Genomic DNA, 18,030 nt, shown 5'->3' on the forward strand with positions numbered 1-18,030 from the left:
CCGAAGGCATCACATCACAAGTGCCAACGAGGCGCCGCTGACCCGGAGCCTTCCATTTGGTGCTATCGCGTTTTCTTCACATTTTTGAGACTTTGGCCATGAATGATTCATCGACCTACACGCCACCCAGGATATGGACAGCCGACAAGGAGAGCGGCGGTCGCTTCGCCAGCATCAACCGTCCAATCGCCGGCCCGACCCGTGAACAGGCACTGCCGACAGGAGTTCATCCGCTGCAACTCTATTCGCTAGGCACGCCCAATGGTGTCAAGGTGACGGTAATGCTGGAAGAGCTGCTGGCCGCCGGACACAGCGGTGCCGAGTACGACGCCTGGCTGATCCGGATCAACGAAGGCGATCAGTTCGGCAGTGGTTTCGTTGACGTCAACCCGAACTCCAAGATACCGGCGCTGCTCGACTGCAGCGGAGCAGCGCCGGTCCGTGTGTTCGAGTCCGGCGCGATTCTAGTGTATCTGGCCGAAAAGTTTGGTGCGTTTCTGCCCTCGAATGGCGCAAGACGTGCCGAGTGCATGTCGTGGCTGTTCTGGCAGATCGGCAGTGCCCCCTTTCTCGGCGGCGGTTTCGGCCACTTTTACGCGTACGCCCCGACGAAGATTGAATACGCAATCGATCGCTACGCCATGGAAGTCAAACGCCAGCTGGACGTACTGGAGCGGCGCCTTGCTGACAGTGCCTATGTCGCGGGCGATGAATACAGCATCGCCGACATGGCGATCTGGTCCTGGTATGGCAGTCTGGCCAAAGGTGAGCTGTATGACGCGGGAGAGTTCCTGCAAGTTCAGCAGTACCGTCACGTACAACGCTGGACTGAGCAGATTGCCGAGCGCCCGGCCGTGCAGCGAGGACGCATGGTCAACCGGACCACGGGCGATCCGTCCAGCCAATTGCACGAACGCCATGACGCGAGCGATTTCGACACCAGGACGCAGGACAAAATGCCGCGCGAATGATCCCAGCGGGCGAAATGGCCTTTTCTTCCGACCCCGCTGCAGCACATCCGGTCTGGCGCCAGTCTGGCAGGCGTAGATGAGCGCGTGCAAAACCTGGGGAGATGATACGTGAAAACACTCAGCGGAGTTCTTTGCGGTTTCTCATGTGGCCGATTTCCGTCGCTTCGCGACAGCCTTGTAGCAATACAATCGCATTTGAACAGCACGGATGATCAGTCAGCCTCCCCAGGTCTTGCACACTTTCCACTACTTGTGGGGGTCGCGGACGACCTTCTTGGCGCCTCCGTAGAGCATCTTTTTGCAATTTATTTTTTTAATTTATCCAACGACGAAAGTATCCAACATGAAAATTTACGACTACGAAGGCTTTCCCAATCCGGCCCGGGTCCGCATCGCGCTGGCCGAAAAAGGTGCGACCGAAAAAGTACAGTTCGTGCATGTGGACGTGATGAAAGGCGAGCATCGCCTACCCGCGTTCGTCAGCAAGAATCCGAGTGCGTCGGTACCTGCGCTGGAGCTCGACGATGGAACCTTCATCAGCGAGTGCTCTGCCATTACCGAGTACATCGACCACGCGTTCGAGGGCATTTCGCTGACCGGCAAGACTGCCAAGGAGCGTGCCGTGATCCACATGATGCAGCGTCGCGCGGAACAAGGTGTGATGGACGCAGTGGGCGCGTATTTTCATCACGCCACGCCGGGCCTTGGCGCACTCGAGCTGTACCAGAACAAGGAATGGGGCATGAAGCAACATGAACGTGCACTGTCGGGCATGCAATACTTCAATGGCGTGCTGGCCACCCAACCGTTCGCCGCCGGTGAGAATTTCTCGGTTACCGACATCACGCTGTTTGTCGGTCTGTCGTTCGCGGATTTCGCCAAAATCGCCATTCCGGCCGACTGCACCGCACTGCTCGCCTGGCGCGCCCGCATGGCCAAGCGTACCAGCATGGGTGGCACCGGCAGTTGATCGACCGGTTCGTACAACGCAAGACAACGACGGAATCCACACATGAACATCAATGCCGATTTCAGTCAGCGCGTCGTCATGCACGGCGCGACCATGCCCTGGATGGATTCTCCGGTCGCGGGCGTGCAGCGCCGGATGCTCGATCGCATCGGCGACGAAGTTGCGCGTGCGACCACGATCGTCCGCTACGCACCGGGTAGTCAGTTCACGGCGCACACGCATGGAGGTGGCGAAGAATTCATCGTGCTCGACGGGGTGTTCCAAGATGAACACGGCGACTACCCGGTTGGCTCCTACATCCGTAATCCCCCCACCAGCCGACATACGCCGGGTTCTGCACCGGGCTGCTCCATTTTTGTCAAGCTCTGGCAATTCGCGCCGGAAGACCGTACCCATGTCATCGTCGACATGAACAAGATGGGAAAGCTCGACGTCCCGACGCGTCCCGGCGTCGCGGTCACGCCGCTGTTCGAGGATGAACGCGAAACCGTCCAGCTCGAGCATTGGCAACCCGGCGCCCAAGTGCAACGGACCTACACCGACGGTGCCGAAATACTCGTTCTGGCCGGCGACTTCACCGATACCGGCGACCGTCTGGACGGCATATCCTGGATGCGCCTGCCACGTGGTGGCCAGCTTGATGCAAGAGCCGGGGACCAAGGCGCCCAGGTGTGGATCAAGCAACGCCACTTGCGCTTCGTCGGCCCCCCGATAATTTCCTGAGCTTTCAGGCAACGGTACTGTCAACGTACTGAATCGAAAAGATGAGCTCTGAGAATCGAGGCTGAACTGCCTGGATCTGGAGAAATAAGCGGGGAAGATTGCAGGATGTTGTCTACACCGGTGACCTCATTCCAGAGTAAAAATGCGTGAGTCCGGACGTGCCGGTACTGCTGTGCCAAGAGGCGGTTGCGCTGACACCGGAAGACATTGTTGATCGGGCCGTGTGCCGACAAAAAGCGCTGTGCATGGCCGGGTGATTTGAAGCGGCGCATCTGTTTTTCTCGTTGCCGCGTCGGTTGGTGCGAGAGTTCGGCCCGGTTGTTCAGGCCCATCGCGTTTGTCCATCCTTTGCGCGGACCCGAGCTGCACGCCCTGCGCCGCATACAGCGAGACTACCCGGCTACGGCCTACGTATTTGTTAGCGAGCGCAAAGCGCCACTCACGACCGATACGGTGCGCAAGATCGTCGCGCGCGCCGGACGCGAAGCCGGCACCACGTTCCAAGTCCATCCGCACATGCTGCGCCATGCCACCGGTTACAAACTGGCCAATGACGGCCAGGACACACGGGGGCGATCCAGCAGTACCTTGGCCACCGGAACATCCAGAACACCACACGCTACACCAATTTGGCGGCGGATCGGTTCAAGGATTTCTGGCGCGATTAACCCACGGCGAAGGGCTTAAATTTTAGATTCGCTCCCATCAGGTGGCCCCGGCGGAATTTTCTGGGGTTTGGGCTTACAACCCCGACTTGCACTGTGCTACTTGTACGCCCTCACGGACGCACGGTTCCCGCCTACGCGGAAACGACGGGGTTGGGCTACCTGGAATAGATACTTCTGCGCGGCGCAGCCATAACCCTGCGCAGCATCGGTTCAAACACTTCCAGCGGCAAGGTCTCCGCATGCGCATCAAACGCCGGGCTATCATACAGCGCGCAGAATTTCGCCGTCTGCTCGTAAAATGGGTGCCCCAGAAAGCGCTCGCGCATATTCCGGTCCAGCCCCAGATGATGGAAGAAATAATACCCCTGGAAAATCCCGTGGTGCTCAACCATCCATAGATTGGCCTCGCTGACAAACGGCTTGAGAATGGCGGCGGCGATATCCGGATGGTTGTTGGACGCCAGCGTGTCGCCAATATCATGCAGCAGCGCGCACACCACATACTCCTCATCCTCGCCGCCACGCAGCGCGCGTGTCGCGGTCTGCCGCGAATGGGTGTAGCGATCCACTGGAAAGCCACCGAAGTCGCCTTCCAGCAGCTGCAAATGGGCCATCACCCGGTCCGGCAAGCCCTTAGTAAACGCCGAAAATTCCGCTGAAATCGCATTCCAGTCATCAGCGGTACTGTCCTGCATGGTGGTGAACGTTGCACGTTGGTTCATCATGACTCCTGTTCGTGTTCAATCGGCCAGCCGCGCCAGCACGGCCTGGCGGAACCCGGTCAGGCGCCCTCCATCGACCACCATGGTATGGCCGGTCACGTAGCGGCTCTCATCGCTGGCAAGGAAATGGTACACCCCCACCAGATCATCCACTTGGGCGATGCGTCCCAGCGCGGACAGCTGCTTGGCCAGTGTGTTGAGCACGTGCGTGGGCGGCAGCATCGGCGTTTTCACCGGGCCGGGCGCCACGGTATTGCAGCGGATCCCGCGCAGGCCCAGTTCCACCGCCGCCGTCTTGGTCATGCTGATGGTGGCGGCCTTGGTGGCGCTGTAGTCGAAGAAGCCTTCGTTCTGCTGCAGCCCGGCGACCGAGGCGGTAGTGATGATGGAGCCGCCGTCGCGCATGTGGCGCGGTCCGTACTTGAGCATATAGTAGGTGCCGTAAAAATTGAGCGCCACCAGTTCGTCGAGCACGGCTTCGTCCGACTCGGTCAGGTGCTTGCCCCTGCCGGGCCGGCCGGCGTTATGGATGATCACGTCGAGTAGGCCAAATTGTTCCTCGGCCTGCGCAAAGGCGGCGATAACATCCTCGCGCTTGCTCACGTCCACGTGCTGAAACACGGCGCCGGCGTCGAGCACCGCTTGCGGCGGCGCCTGAATGTCGGCGATGAACACGCGCGCGCCTTCCCGCAGGAAGCGTTCGCACGTGCCCAGGCCGATGCCCGATGCGCCACCGGTGATAAAGACGGTTTTTCCGTCCAGGCTGAATGCTGGCATGGCGATCCTCTTAATAGTGGGGCAAACGGGTGAACACGGTCACGGGGGGCACGGCGTTGGGGTCGGCGATGATGTCGATGACCACGGACCCCGGCGCGGCCAGCGCACTGGCAATGGCGGCGGCGATATCCGCGGCGCGTTCAACCCGGATGCCCTTCACGCCACAGGCTTCGGCAATCGCGGCATGGTCTACCGGCGCGAAATCGCACACGCCGGTATGGCGCCCGAGTCCGGCGTCTTCGGCGTGCTTCTGGTAGCCGAGGACGGCGTTGTTCATCACCGCAACCACCACCTTGATGCCGTGCCGGCGCGCGGTTTCCAGTTCCGACCAGACGTGGCCGAAGCCGCCGTCACCGACCACGCAGCACACTGGCCGCTCCGGCTGGCCGATGCGCGCGCCCATCGCCATCGGGAAGCCCCAGCCCAGGCCGGCCTGGCCGCGCGGCGTGAGGAAGCGTCGGGTACCCGTGGCGGCGAGGAAGTTGGTCACCCAGATCGACGAGAAGCTGGCGTCGGCGGCGATGATGTGGTCATCGGCAAGCTGCTTTTCCAGCTCCGCCATGAAGCGCTCGGGCCGGATCGGCGCGGCGTCCGAGGTGGTTACAGCCGCGACTTCCTCGCGATGGCTGGCGCGCGCGGCCTGCAGCGTGTTTTCCAGGCCGGCGCGGGCGGCCTTGCGCTGATCCAGGTTGTGAGTCGCCAGTGCCGTGTTGAGCGCCGCCAGCGTCAGTTTGGCGTCGCCTTGCAGCCGCACCGCTTCGTAGTTGCGACCAATTTCCAGCGGGTCCACGTCGATATGGATGTAGGTCGCGCCGCGCGGCAGAAGGGTCCAGGAATCGGTGCCGTTCTGGTTGGTGCGGTTGCCGATCAGGAGTACCACGTCGGCCTCGGTGACCAGTGGCCTGGCGAACTTTGCCATCCCGCGCGTGGCCATGAAATAGCCGATCACGCCCACCGACAGAGGATGGGTTTCATCCACGCTGCCTTTGCCCATGGTACTGGTGGCCACCGGCAGGTGCGCCAGTTCCTGCAGCGCGCGCAGTTCCTGCTGGGCGCCGGAACCGATCACGCCGCCGCCCGCGTACACGATCGGTGCGCGCGCATTGGCCAGCAGCGCGGCGGCCGTGGCGATGTTGATCGGGTCGGCCTGGGTGCGGTCCAGCGGGTAGTGGCCCAGGCAGGCGAAACGCGCCGGCACCGGTTTTTCCTCGCGTTCGTTGAGCAGCGCCATCGACACCAGCAGCACGGCCGGGCCGGGGCGACCGCTGGCTGCGGCGGTAAATGCCATGTCGACGTAATCCTCGATGCGTTCGGCGGTGGTGACCCGGCGTATCCACTTGGCCACGCCCTTGAACAGCTCCATCTGGTCCAGTTCCTGGAAGGCGTTGCGGTCCTGGTTGTCCGGCCCCACGTCCTGCACGATGGCCAAGATGGGCACCGAGGCCGACAGGCACTCGGCAAGGCCAGGCACCAGAAGGGTGGCGGCAGGGCCGTTCTGGGCCGTCACCACGGGCACCTTGCCAGTGGCGCGGGCGTAGCCGTCGGCCATGTAGGTGCCGGAATTCTCCTGGCGGTAGCCGATCTGGCGGATACCCAGGTCCTCGGCGGCCAGGGTCAGGCCGGGCGGATTGCTTTGTCCGAACAGGTACTCTACGCCATGCCTGCGCAGGGCATGGGCGAAGCGCTGCGGCGGCCGCAGCTTCAGCTGTGGCACGTTGGTTGGTTCACTCATGGTTTTCTCCGGCGGTAGGCTAGGGGGTGATCAGCACTTTGCAATGATCGTTGGATTTGCCGAGCAGTTCGAACATGGCTGAGGCCAGTTCCAGGCTGACGGTGGCGGTGACCAGGCCGTCGACGGCGATGCGGCCGTCGGCCAGCATGCGCTGCACGAACGGGAAGTCGGCCGCTTCATAGGCCATTGCAAAGGTGATGCGCAGGCGCTTCATGGCGGCCGAGACCACCGTGAAACTTTCCGGCTGCATACCGGTGCCCACCATGACCAGGTGCGTATGCGGCGGCGCCATGGCGATCAGCTGCGCCAGCATCGGACGGCCCACGCATTCGAAGATGACGCTTGGCTTGCGGCCGGTGCGGCGCTCGTATTCGGCCACCGGATCGGCATGCTGGGCGGCGTCGATGACGACCCCAACGCCGCACTCATGCGCGCGGGTCAGGCGGGCCGGCACCATTTCGCTCACGCCGATGTCGCTGGCGCCGAAAAACCTGGCCCACTTGGCCACCGACAGGCCGATGATGCCGGCGCCGATGATCAGCACACTGGCGCCGGGCGCCACCTGCGCGGTCTTCCACGCGTTCAGGCCGACGGCCAGCGGTTCGACGGTGGCGGCGTCGCGGTCGCTCAGGTTGGCCGGGATTTTCATGGCCAGGCGCGCCATGCAGCTGGAATATTCGGCGTAGGCGCCAGGCATGCGCGGATCGAACCCCTGCATGACGATCTGGCTGCACTGGTCGCCGCGGCCTTCCAGGCAGGCGGCGCAGGCGCCGCAGGCCTTGGCGGGCAGCGCCACCAGGCGGTCGCCGATCTGCCATCCTTCGACCCCAGCGCCAACTTCCACCACCTCGCCGGTGTATTCGTGCCCCAGCACCGTGCCGGCATACAGCAGGCCCGGGACTTCGGCGGCGTGTAGGTCCGAGGCGCAGATGCCGCAGGCCTTGACCTTGAATATCAGCGCGCCCGGCCCGGCGCTGGGCATGGCTACCTCGGCCAGCGCGAGCGGCTGGCCAACTTGCATAAACTGCAGTGCTTTCATGTTGTCTCCTGTTTTTATGTTTTTACAAATCGGGATGAAACGCAGGGATGGCTACTTGTCGAGTCCCCGGAATGCCACGGCGTCGATCGCCGTCATCAACCGGTCTACCGTCAGACCGGGTACGCCGGGCACCCATTTGCCCAGCCAGATCAGCATGCCGATCAGCAGATGCACCACCAGCTCGGGTTCACACTGGATGATGCTGCCATCCTTCATGCCTTCCTGCAGAAATTTGATCAAATGCTGGCGCATCCGCTCGCCCCACGCACCGATGACCTTGCGCTGCGGCGCGTGCAGGTAAGAGAAGTCGCCGAAGTACAACAGTGGTCCGTTGGCCTGCGAGTCGTCCAGCATGTCGCGGATCAGCTGGCGCAGCTTGTGGGCGCCGTTGCCACCGGCGGCGTCGGTGGCCAGCAGCAGGCGTTCAAAACGCTCGAGCGAGTGGCGGTGGCAGGCATACGCCAGCGACAGCTTGTCGGGAAAGTAGTGGTACAGCGTGGCGTCGCGCAGATTGAGCGCGGCGGCGATGTCGACCACGGTGGCTTGCGCATAGCTCCTGCTGTTGATGATTTCGATGGCCACGCGCACGATCTCGCCACGCTTCTGGTCCGACTTGGCGCTTTGCGACACGGCCTTGCTCTTTTTCTCGGTAGCCGGTGCCGGCAGCTTCTTGCTTGTGGTTTTTTTGGTTGTGGTGGTCATTGCTTTTGCTGTGTCTGGTTGTGGTGCGGTAGAAGGTTGTGTTTTCATCTTTATCGCACATTTCGAAAATCTAGTGTTGACTAGATTAGCAAAAGTGATTTTAAATAGCAACAACAGAACATCGATTCACGGTGTCTTAAAAAGAGGAGACAAAAGAAATGCGTAACTCAAAGTTCGTAGGCCTGTTTTCCATGGCGGTCCTCGCCGCCCCGTCGTATGCCCAGCAAGCCGCAGCGCCGGACGACGCCATCCAGAGCATCACCATCACCGCCACCAAGCGCGAAGCTACCCTGCAGGACGTGCCGATCTCGGTGTCGGTCACCAGCCAGGCGACCATCGAGCAGGCCCACATCACCGATCTGATCGACCTGCAATCGGTCGTGCCATCGCTGCAGGTGACCCAGTTCAACGCGGTGGGACAGACTAATTTCATCATCCGCGGCTTCGGTAACGGCTCCGGCAACGACGGTATCGAGAGCTCGGTCGGGGTGTTCGTCGATGGCGTTTACCGTTCAAGAACCTCGTCGGCACTAGACGATTTGCCGGAAGTGAGCCGCATCGAAGTACTGCGCGGACCGCAATCGACCCTGTTCGGCAAAAACGTCTCCAGCGGCGCCATCAACATCGTCACCGTCAAGCCCCAGTTCACGTTCGCCGGCAAGGCCGAAATCGGTATCGGCAGCGACAGCCTGAAGCAGGTCAAGGCATCGATTACCGGGCCGTTCAGCGAGACCATGGCCTACCGCCTGTCGGTCAGCGGCACCCAGCGCGACGGCTACCTGAACAACGAAACCACCGGCACCGGCGTCAATGATCGCGACCGTTCCTCCGTACGCGCCGATTTTTTGTGGAAGCCTGACAACGCCTTGAGCGTGCGGGTGATTGCCGATTACAACCGCATCGCCGAGGTTTGCTGCGGTGCGGTATCGCTCCTGAACGGCCCCGCCACCCAGTTTGTCGGCGCCGCCGCACCGAACGGCCTGGGCGCGAAAGTCAGCAACCCGGCCAACAAATTCGACGACACCATCGTCTTCAATACCGACCCGGTCAACCGCCTGGCCGGCAAGGGCATCTCGGCGCAAGCTGACTGGAAAACCGGCGGCATGACAGTGACCTCGATCACAGCCTACCGCAACCAGACCAACCAGTCCTACCAGGATGTCGACTTCACCGGCGCCGATCTGGCCAACAAGAACCAGGCCAACAAGATTTCGACCTTCACCCAGGAACTGCGGCTCGCCTCCAGCAAGCACAGTGCGCTGGACTGGATGGTCGGTGCGTTCTACCAGAAGGAAAAGCTCGATACCGGCACGGACATCAGCTACGGCACTCAACTGCGCAGCTTTGCCAATGGCCTGAGCGGCGCGGTACCGGCCGCCTTGCTGGGCGCCTTGCCAGCGTCGCTGCGCACTGCGCTGACTGGAAAAACCAATATGTACGCGCTGGAGTTCCTGCAAAGCCTGGTCACCCCGTCTATCGTGCCGGGTTCGACCTACTTCAAGCCAGGGCAGGGCATCCTTGACCACTACAAGATGAACCAGGAATCGTTCTCCCTGTTCGGCAATGCCGACTGGGAAGCGGCCGAGAACCTGACCGTGAGCGCCGGCGTGGCCTTCATGAGCGACCGTAAAAAGGCCTCGTCGGACGTAACGCTGAACGATCCGTTTTCTAGTCTGAATTTGCAAAATGTGCCGCAGTTCCGCGCCATCGGCCTGCCGCCGGCGCTGTACGGCGCGCTGGGCGGCCTGCAGTTCTACTACGGCAATTCGCCGCTGCACGCGCCGGTCAACTTCCCCAACGCCAGCGAATCCGGCACCCTGTCCGGCAGCAAGCTGACCGGTGCCCTGCGGGTCAACTACGACATGGGTCCGTCGAGCATCTACGCCAGCTACTCGACCGGCTGGAAGGCCGGCGCCTTCAATCTGTCCTCGGACAGCCGCCCGTCTGACGCCAACGGCATCGGCCGCACCGCCGCACCGGAAAACGTGGTGCTGTACGAAGCCGGCTGGAAAACCGCCATGCGCAAGGGCTTCCTGACGGTGGCCGTGTTCGACCAGGCGATTAAGGGCTTCCAGTCGAATGACTACACCGGCACCGGCTACAACCTGACCAACGCCGGCAAGGAATCGACCCGCGGCGTGGAAATCGATGGCGCCTACACACCGGAAAAATGGGTCTCCCTGACCGCATCGGCCACTTACCTCGACGCCAAGTACAACTCGTTCCTGCAGGCTGGCTGCGTCAGCTACGATACCGTGCGCTGCGCGGTCAATCCGGCCACCGGCCTGATGCCGGCATCGCGCGACCTGTCCGGCGAGCGTCCGGCCAACATCCCGCGCTTGTCGCTGTCGACCTCCGCAACGTTCTCGCGCGAGTTTGGGGAAGGCTACAGCGGCTACGTGCGCGCGGAATACGACTACAGCAGCCCGACCCAGCTGAGCGCGACCGCGCCGCCATCGATTGCTACCTGGGGCAAGCGAAGCATCAACGCCAGCGTGGGCATGAGCAGCAAACCAGGCCAGTTCGACATCATGCTGTGGGTGCGCAATCTGGCCGATACCCGCACCATCATGGCAGCCTTCCCGACGGTGGCGCAGGCCGGCAGCTACAGCGCCTTCCCGAACCAGCCGCGCATGCTCGGCGCTACCTTGCGCAAGCGCTTTTAAGGAACTGAGATGAAACCTATCGAAACGAGTGCCATCCGGGAAGCGGAGCGCGGCGCGAAAATGTCGCGCAGCGCGCTGGCATGGTCGTGGTATCAGGGAGGACGCGACCCCTATATCACCCTGATCAGCATCTACATCTTCATGCCTTACGTCGCCACCGTCATGATCGGCAACGCGGTCAAGGGACAGGCCATGATCGCCGGCTTTTCGCTGCTGGGCGGTGTGATCGCCGCGCTGACGGCGCCGTTTCTGGGCGCCGCGGCGGACCGCATGGGGCGGCGCTTGCCGCCGCTGAAAATCATGTCGCTGCTGTTTGCCCCGCTGGTGGCAGTGCTGTGGTTTGCCAGGCCTGACGGTTCCGGACTGAGCGTGACGGCGGTGCTGGGCATAACAGTGCTGCTGTCGCTGCTGTTTACCTACAGTGAGGTGATGCACAACGCGCTGATGCCGTTCGCCGCGCAGAACCGGGCCGACGATGGGTCCATGTCCGGCCTCGCGCTTGCGCTGGGCAACGTGGTGTCGGTGGGCGCGCTGGTGTTCGTGCTGTGGGCCTTCGCTTTGCCGGGCAAGGTGCAGTGGTCGCTGGTGCCGGCGGCGCCGCTGTTCGGGCTCGATGTGGCGCTGTCGGAGCCCAGCCGCGTCGCCGCGCCGATCGCGGCCGCGCTGTTTGCATTTGGCGTGATTCCCATGTTCCTGTTCTGCCGCGACGCGCCACCTTCCAATGTCGGCTTCTGGCGCGCGTTGAAGGACGGCGCGCGTGACCTGAAGGTGCTGGTCAAGAGCGTGCGCCAGCACCGCGACGTGGCGGTGTTCCTCGGTGCGCGCATGCTGTACTCGGACGCGCAGATTGCCCTGATCCTGTTCAGCGGTATCTACGCGGCAGGGGTGATGCACTGGGGCGTGCTGCAGATGACCGCGTTCGGCGTGCTGATGAGTTTTTTTGCGGCGCTGGGCGGTTTGCTGGCGTCCGTGCTGGACCGCGTCCTCGGCCCCAAGCGCGCGGTGCAGCTGGAGATCATCGGCACCATTATCGGCCTGGTGACGCTGCTGGGCGTGTCGCCGGCCGGCATGAAGTATGTCTTTACAACCCAGGCCAACGCGGCGCCGCTTTGGAATGGCCCGGTGTTTACTACCTTGCCGGAGCTGGTGTTCCTCGGGCTGGGCGGCATCGTGGCGGTGTTCAATACGGCGATCTTTGCCTCCAGCCGTACCTTCATCATGCGGATGATGCCGGCCGGGCAGTCAGGCGCCTTCTTCGGCCTGTATGCCTTGTCCGCCACGGCCACCGTGTGGCTGGGGCCGCTGGTGGTGAAGACCACGGTCAGCACCTTCCAGAGCCAGCAGGCTGGCAATGTCGCCATCGCCATCCTGATGTTCATCGGCCTGCTGCTGGTCAGCCTGGTGCGCGATAACGGCCAGCGCCAATAAAGGAAACGCCTCATGGCCACCGAAAATGTAGATGTATTGATTGTCGGCGCCGGTGTATCCGGTATCGGCATGGCCTGCACGCTGGAGCGCGACTGTCCCGGCTTGCGCTATGCGGTGCTGGAACGGCGCCAGAACGTGGGCGGCACCTGGGATCTGTTCCGCTATCCCGGCGTGCGCTCGGATTCGGACATGTTCACCTATGGCTACCAGTTCCGCCCTTGGCGTAACTTCAAGGTGCTGGCCGAAGGGAGCACCATTCGCGACTACCTGGCCGATACTGCGCGCGAATACGGCGTCGACAAAAAAATTCGCTTCGGCGTCAAGACCGTGCGCGCCGACTGGTCCAGCGCCGACCAGCGCTGGACCGTGACGGCCCACGACGAAGCCGATCCCACCCGGCAGCGCATCTTTGTGTGCCGCCAAGTGGTGATGTCGACCGGCTACTACAACCACGACAACGGCCACACGCCGGCGTTTCCGGGGATCGAAAACTTCAAGGGCCAGATCATCCATCCGCAGCACTGGCCGCAGGACTTCGACAGCACCGGCAAGCATATCGTGGTGGTCGGCAGCGGCGCCACCGCGATCACGCTGATCCCGGCCATGGCGCCGACGGCTGCCCACATCACCATGCTGCAGCGTTCACCGACCTACATCATGTCGGTGCCGTCGCGCGACGGCATGACCGAGTCGCTCAGCCGCATCCTGCCGCGCAACTGGGCATTTGCGATTGCGCGCCGGCGCAACACCGCCATCGCCGGCTGGGTGTATCAGGCCTGCCGCAAGTGGCCCGAGAAGGCGCGCGCCTTCCTGCTCAAGAAGACCGCCGAACGGCTGGACGGCAAGTGCGACATCAGCCACTTCACGCCCAGCTACATGCCGTGGGACCAGCGCGTCTGCGTGGTTCCCGACGAAAACCTGTTCGCCGCCATCCGTAGCGGCAAGGCCTCGGTGGCGACCGACAGGATCAGCGGCTTTGGCGCCGGCGAAGTGCAGCTGGCGTCAGGCGCCGCGATCAAGGCCGATGTGCTGGTCAGCGCCACCGGCCTGGAACTTCAGGCTGTGGGCGGCATCCAGATCCATGTCGATGGTGTACCCTACAAGATCAGCGAGCATATGCTGTACAAGGGCGTGCTGCTGCAGGACCTGCCCAACTTCGCCTGGATCATTGGCTACACCAATGCCTCCTGGACGCTCAAGGCCGACCTGTCCACCAGCTATCTGGCGCGCCTGTACAAACACATGGACGCCAAGGGCATGAGCGTAGTCGTGGCGCGCGACCGCGAGAACTGCAAGGTCGACCAGTCGGTCATGGGCGGGCTCAGTTCCGGCTACGTGGTGCGCGCCAACGACCGCATGCCACGCCAGGGCAGCAGGGCGCCGTGGCAGTCGTCCAGCCACTACCCGAGCGACAAGATCACCATGCTGCAAGACCCCGTCGACGACGGGATAATTACTTTCGAAGCGCGCGCCACCCGCCGCGACCCCGAGCTGCAACCCTCGTAACAGGAAATCACATGCGCAACTATCATCAGTTCTATATCGACGGTCAATGGGTTGCACCAGTCAATGGTGGCCAGCTGTGTGAAGTGATCAACCCGGCCACGGAAGCGCCCTCGGGCAGCGTGCTGCTGGGCGACGCGGCCGACGTGGAGCGCGCCGTCAACGCGGCGCACCAGGCCTTCGCCAGCTATTCGCGCACCACGCTGGCCGAGCGCATCGAGCTGATCGGCGCCATCGCCAAGGAATACGAACGTCGCCTGGACGACATGGCCGCCGCCATCAGCGAGGAAATGGGTGCGCCGCTGAAAGCCCTGGCGCGGCCGGTGCAGGCGCCCATCGGCCTGTGGCATCTGCAAACCGTGCTGGGCGCGGCGCGCAGCTATCCGTTCGACCAGCAGCAAGGCAATACCCTGATCACCAAGGAGGCGGTCGGCGTGTGCGCGCTGATCACCCCGTGGAACTGGCCGATGAACCAGATCGTCTGCAAGGTGGCGCCGGCGTTGCTGACCGGCTGCACCATGGTCTTGAAACCGAGCGAGCTGGCGCCGTATTCCTCGCAGATTTTCGCCGAGATTCTGGCCGCTGCTGGCGTGCCGGCCGGTGTATTTAACATGATCCACGGCGACGGCGCCGAGATCGGGCCGTTGTTGTCGGCCCATCCGCTGGTCGACATGGTGTCGCTGACCGGCTCCACCCGCGCCGGCGCATCGGTGGCGCGCCACGCCGCCGAGACCATCAAGGTGGTGTCGCTGGAGCTGGGTGGCAAATCGGCCAACATCATTCTGGACGATGCGCCGCTGGAAGCTGCGGTGACCTCCGGCGTGATCGGCATGATGGCCAACACCGGGCAAAGCTGCAACGCGCCGTCGCGCATGCTCGTGCCGCGCGCCAGGCTGGCCGAAGCCGAAGTGATTGCCGTACAGGCGCTGGGCCGGCTGGTAGTGGGCGATCCGCAGGATGCCGCCACGACCACCGGCCCAATTGCCAATGGACGCCAGTACGGGCGCGTGCAGGCCATGATCGCCCAAGGTGTGGCCGAAGGCGCGCGGCTGGTGGCCGGCGGCACCGGCCGCGTCGATGGTATCGAGCGCGGCTACTTTGCCCGTCCGACCATTTTCAGCGGCGTTGAACGCAGCATGAGCATTGCCCGCGAAGAGATTTTCGGACCGGTGCTGGTGATGATCCCGTACGATTCGGAGGACGACGCCATCGCCATTGCCAACGACAGCGTGTACGGCCTGTCCGGCTTCGTTTACGGCGCGACGATCGAACGTGCACGCGGCGTGGCGCGGCGCCTGCGGACCGGCATGGTGCACCTGAACGGCGCCACGGTCGATCCGTCAGCGCCGTTCGGCGGCTACAAGCAGTCCGGACTCGGACGCGAATGGGGCGCGGCGGGCATCGACGAATTTGTCGAAACCAAGGCTATCATGGGCAGCCCAGCGGATGTGGCGCCATGATGAATGGTTTGATGATGGTACTGTCAACTTGCTTCCCCGGTTCAGCAAGTTGACAGTACCTCGACGACGGCGACCTATTTGCACAAGAGCGACAGCGAACGCCACGATGAGCTGATGACGTCGTTGGAAAATCCGGGATCGGCTTGAAGCAAGCAGGTTGAGGTTCCGGAAAGGTGGTTATCTTTCGAAACCATGGCCGCTATGGTTTTGCCATGGCGTCCACAGTGCAGTCAGGTTCACGCTCGAAGTCCACTCGTTCAAAGTCAGCTTTAAAATTCTAGTCATCGCATGTAATATTTTTACACAGGCAAAAAAGATGGTATTATTGAAACACTTCAATTGATTGAAAATTATGAAAGCAATTTTAATTGCGATTCTGGCTTGGTTCATTTTTCCGAACTGTGCGATAGCCGACCCTGATGTTAAATACTTTATCACCAAAATTGGCACCCTTGGAGGCCGAAGTAGTACGGCATACGCTATCAATAATATGGGCCAAGTTGCTGGCTCGTCCACATTAGACGTGTATGGAAACACACACGCTTTCGTGGGCGATGGCGTTAGTATCCTAGATCTAGGCACGTTAGGCGGATGGAGCAGCGCGTCAGGAATTAATGACCTTGGAGAAGTGGTGGGGACCGCTGTACCCTCGACCGGCGCTCCGTACAGCGCCTTTTTTTACAAGGCTGGTGCGATAACGGACTTGGGCGCTCTTGGCGGTACCGCAAGCGTTGGAATGGGAATCAACAACAAAAGTCAAGTTGTCGGGAACGCGTACACCTCCGAAAACCGGGAACGTCATCCATTCCTTTACTCAGCCAAAACAATGGCCGATCTTAATCCCCTACCCGGTGGGCAAAGCACTGCTGCAGCAATTAATATTATCGGCCAAGTAGCTGGCAGCATCAACAATAACGCGTTCATTTATTCTGATGGCGTAATGACAGATTTAGGTAAGCTTGACGGACTCTTTAGTCAGGCCGCCGGCATTAATGATATTGGCGAAGTCGTCGGCAACATTTACTACGGCCGGGGTGGATTTAACGATAGCTGGGTACCACATGCGTTTTTTTACTTCGCAGGATCAATGGTTGACATAGGTACACTGGGAGGACGTGCAAGCAATGCCAACGGGCTTAACAATTTGGGGCAGGTTGTGGGTAACGCCTTCACGTTGGGAGACGCTGCGCAAGCAGGATTTCTATATGAAAAAAGCCTAATGATTGACTTGAACACGCTTATCGGTGATGCGAAGGGCTGGTACATTAATGACGCTGTAGATATTAATGAACATGGCCAAATAGCAGCAACCGCATGCAAAGCAGGTTTCGGTTGCCAAGCTGTTCGACTTGATTTAATAAATCAGATCCCGGAACCAGGAAGCAACGTGTTGCTTCTAATTGGCCTTACTGCAGCGTTTTTCACGTGGTACAACCAGGAGCACCGGCACTCAGGCATCGGCATGATGACGTCCGAGAGCGTTCACACGGCCCGCGCTGCAGAAATCCACGGGCTGCGCAGGCTACTCTGCAAAATGCCTTTGAGCGCACGCCAAGCCGATTCAAGAACTGGCTGCCTCGACCTCACAGGCTGCCAACCGCTGCTCGGATCAACCCGCCGGTTGTGGAAAAAAAAGCAGCTTGAAAACGCGGTTTAGACTTCAGCAATGTAACCCAGGTGTTTCAAATTGATTGACACGTTCCGACGGATGCGTCCTCTGTTTGATACAAATCAAAGTGCTTGAATATATGTTCAAATTTTCGGATTTTCCTGGCATCTGAAGCAATTTGATTGGCAGGGGAAGATCATGATCAAGCTGTGCTCAGTGGAAAATGACTCGGCAGTGATTGAACTGCGCGTCGCGCTTTCCGGGTCGATGCTCGAGGTGGAGGAACGCATTCGGGCCGCGCTCAATGAGCGCCGGTGTCACGTTGTCGCAGGAGGCGCTCAAACGGTTTGACACCGACGGCGCGCCGATCCGCACGGGCGCGATCAAGTGGTCGACAAAGGGGCAGGTCGAAAAGGTGTACCAGACGCCGTACGGCGAGGTGCATCTCTTGCGCCATGTGTACCAGGCCAGCGGGGGCGGCAAGATGTACTGTCCGCTGGACATGGACGCGCGCATCGTGGCCAGTACCACGCCGCTGTTCGCCAAGATGATCTCGCACAAGGTGGCCAACAACGCCACCACCGTGGTTCAGGAAGATTTGGCGCAAAACCATGGGCGCAGGTACTGTCAACTTACCGCCGTCAGTAAAGTTTTGTAAAGTAGCGTGATGAAAAATTCCCTACTCTACCGTGGCTTCCGCCACCCGGCGGAAATCATCAGCCATGTGGTGTGGCTCTACTTCCGGTTTTCGCTGAGTTTTCGCGACATCGAAGAATTGATGGCCAGCCGTGGCATCATCGTCACGTACGAGACAATCCGCCAATGGACGTTGAAGTTCGGCCAAGGATATGCCAATGAACTGCGCCGGCGTCAGCCGCAGCGCGGGAACAAATGGCATCTTGACGAGGTGGTGCCAACCATCAAGGGCCGGCGCCATTACCTATGGCGCGCAGTCGACCAGAACGGTCATGTGCTCGATATCCTCATGCAAAGCCGGCGTAACCGGCAGGCGGAAAAACGCTTTTTCCGCAAGCTCCTCAAGGGCTTGCGTTACGCACCG

The 18,030-nt window shown here is 61.4% G+C and carries 17 protein-coding genes; 11 read left to right on the forward strand and 6 right to left on the reverse strand.

The features are described from left to right. Positions 1–98 precede the first annotated feature (98 nt). From yghU to CR103_RS15805, 3 genes are all read left to right on the forward strand, one after another. Positions 99–971: a glutathione-dependent disulfide-bond oxidoreductase gene (gene yghU / locus CR103_RS15795; RefSeq protein ID WP_099916909.1), complete on the forward strand. Its 873-nt coding sequence runs from the start codon at positions 99–101 to the stop codon at positions 969–971. Between the two features lie 343 nt (positions 972–1,314). After that, the gene (locus CR103_RS15800) at positions 1,315–1,941 is read left to right on the forward strand and encodes a glutathione S-transferase (RefSeq protein WP_099916910.1); all 627 of its coding nucleotides are present in this window, start codon (positions 1,315–1,317) and stop codon (positions 1,939–1,941) included. Between the two features lie 42 nt (positions 1,942–1,983). Continuing rightward, the gene (locus CR103_RS15805) at positions 1,984–2,664 is read left to right on the forward strand and encodes a cupin domain-containing protein (RefSeq protein ID WP_099916911.1); all 681 of its coding nucleotides are present in this window, start codon (positions 1,984–1,986) and stop codon (positions 2,662–2,664) included. 20 nt (positions 2,665–2,684) lie between these two features. Here CR103_RS15805 and CR103_RS23505 read toward each other — a convergent pair whose 3' ends face one another. After that, the gene (locus CR103_RS23505) at positions 2,685–2,996 is read right to left on the reverse strand and encodes a hypothetical protein (protein ID WP_370659451.1); all 312 of its coding nucleotides are present in this window, start codon (positions 2,994–2,996) and stop codon (positions 2,685–2,687) included. Between the two features lie 16 nt (positions 2,997–3,012). Here CR103_RS23505 and CR103_RS24185 point away from each other — a divergent pair, with 16 nt between their 5' ends. After that, positions 3,013–3,351 carry a tyrosine-type recombinase/integrase gene (locus tag CR103_RS24185; protein WP_370659450.1) on the forward strand — a complete coding sequence of 113 codons (339 nt, stop codon included), beginning with the start codon at positions 3,013–3,015 and terminating at the stop codon, positions 3,349–3,351. A gap of 136 nt (positions 3,352–3,487) precedes the next feature. On the opposite strand, the gene CR103_RS15815 is transcribed toward CR103_RS24185, so the two are convergent. From CR103_RS15815 to CR103_RS15835, 5 genes are read right to left on the reverse strand one after another with little or no spacing between them, the layout of a single operon-like run. After that, positions 3,488–4,054 (reverse strand): HD domain-containing protein, encoded by a 567-nt coding sequence (locus tag CR103_RS15815; protein WP_099916927.1) that lies wholly within the window; start codon positions 4,052–4,054, stop codon positions 3,488–3,490. Positions 4,055–4,072: 18 nt separating this feature from the next. Next, positions 4,073–4,831, reverse strand: coding sequence for an SDR family NAD(P)-dependent oxidoreductase (locus CR103_RS15820; protein WP_099916912.1), 759 nt, complete (start codon positions 4,829–4,831; stop codon positions 4,073–4,075). A gap of 10 nt (positions 4,832–4,841) precedes the next feature. Further along, positions 4,842–6,563 (reverse strand): acetolactate synthase catalytic subunit, encoded by a 1,722-nt coding sequence (locus CR103_RS15825; protein WP_099916913.1) that lies wholly within the window; start codon positions 6,561–6,563, stop codon positions 4,842–4,844. A 19-nt stretch (positions 6,564–6,582) separates the two neighbouring features. Then, a complete protein-coding gene (locus tag CR103_RS15830) occupies positions 6,583–7,602 on the reverse strand; it encodes an alcohol dehydrogenase catalytic domain-containing protein (RefSeq protein ID WP_099916914.1) in 1,020 nt (339 codons plus the stop codon). Between the two features lie 51 nt (positions 7,603–7,653). Beyond that, positions 7,654–8,304 carry a TetR/AcrR family transcriptional regulator gene (locus CR103_RS15835; protein ID WP_099916915.1) on the reverse strand — a complete coding sequence of 217 codons (651 nt, stop codon included), beginning with the start codon at positions 8,302–8,304 and terminating at the stop codon, positions 7,654–7,656. A 158-nt stretch (positions 8,305–8,462) separates the two neighbouring features. On the opposite strand from CR103_RS15835, the gene CR103_RS15840 reads away from it, so the two are divergent. The 7 genes from CR103_RS15840 to CR103_RS15870 form a co-directional block, all read left to right on the forward strand. Continuing rightward, positions 8,463–10,970 carry a TonB-dependent receptor gene (locus tag CR103_RS15840; protein ID WP_099916916.1) on the forward strand — a complete coding sequence of 836 codons (2,508 nt, stop codon included), beginning with the start codon at positions 8,463–8,465 and terminating at the stop codon, positions 10,968–10,970. A 9-nt stretch (positions 10,971–10,979) separates the two neighbouring features. Continuing rightward, positions 10,980–12,398 (forward strand): MFS transporter, encoded by a 1,419-nt coding sequence (locus CR103_RS15845; RefSeq protein ID WP_099916917.1) that lies wholly within the window; start codon positions 10,980–10,982, stop codon positions 12,396–12,398. A 12-nt stretch (positions 12,399–12,410) separates the two neighbouring features. After that, complete coding sequence (locus CR103_RS15850; RefSeq protein ID WP_099916918.1) at positions 12,411–13,904, forward strand: flavin-containing monooxygenase; 1,494 nt, start codon at positions 12,411–12,413, stop codon at positions 13,902–13,904. An 11-nt stretch (positions 13,905–13,915) separates the two neighbouring features. After that, the gene (locus CR103_RS15855; protein WP_099916919.1) at positions 13,916–15,361 is read left to right on the forward strand and encodes an aldehyde dehydrogenase family protein; all 1,446 of its coding nucleotides are present in this window, start codon (positions 13,916–13,918) and stop codon (positions 15,359–15,361) included. A gap of 352 nt (positions 15,362–15,713) precedes the next feature. Beyond that, complete coding sequence (locus CR103_RS15860) at positions 15,714–17,018, forward strand: hypothetical protein (RefSeq protein WP_099916920.1); 1,305 nt, start codon at positions 15,714–15,716, stop codon at positions 17,016–17,018. A gap of 256 nt (positions 17,019–17,274) precedes the next feature. Beyond that, positions 17,275–17,628, forward strand: a complete 354-nt coding sequence (locus tag CR103_RS15865) for a hypothetical protein (RefSeq protein ID WP_099916921.1) — start codon at positions 17,275–17,277, stop codon at positions 17,626–17,628. A gap of 9 nt (positions 17,629–17,637) precedes the next feature. After that, on the forward strand, positions 17,638–18,030 hold a 393-nt coding region (locus tag CR103_RS15870), incomplete at its 3' end, for an IS6 family transposase (protein ID WP_143752642.1).

Source organism: Massilia psychrophila, from assembly GCF_002760665.1.
GTDB lineage: Bacteria > Pseudomonadota > Gammaproteobacteria > Burkholderiales > Burkholderiaceae_D > JAFCUW01.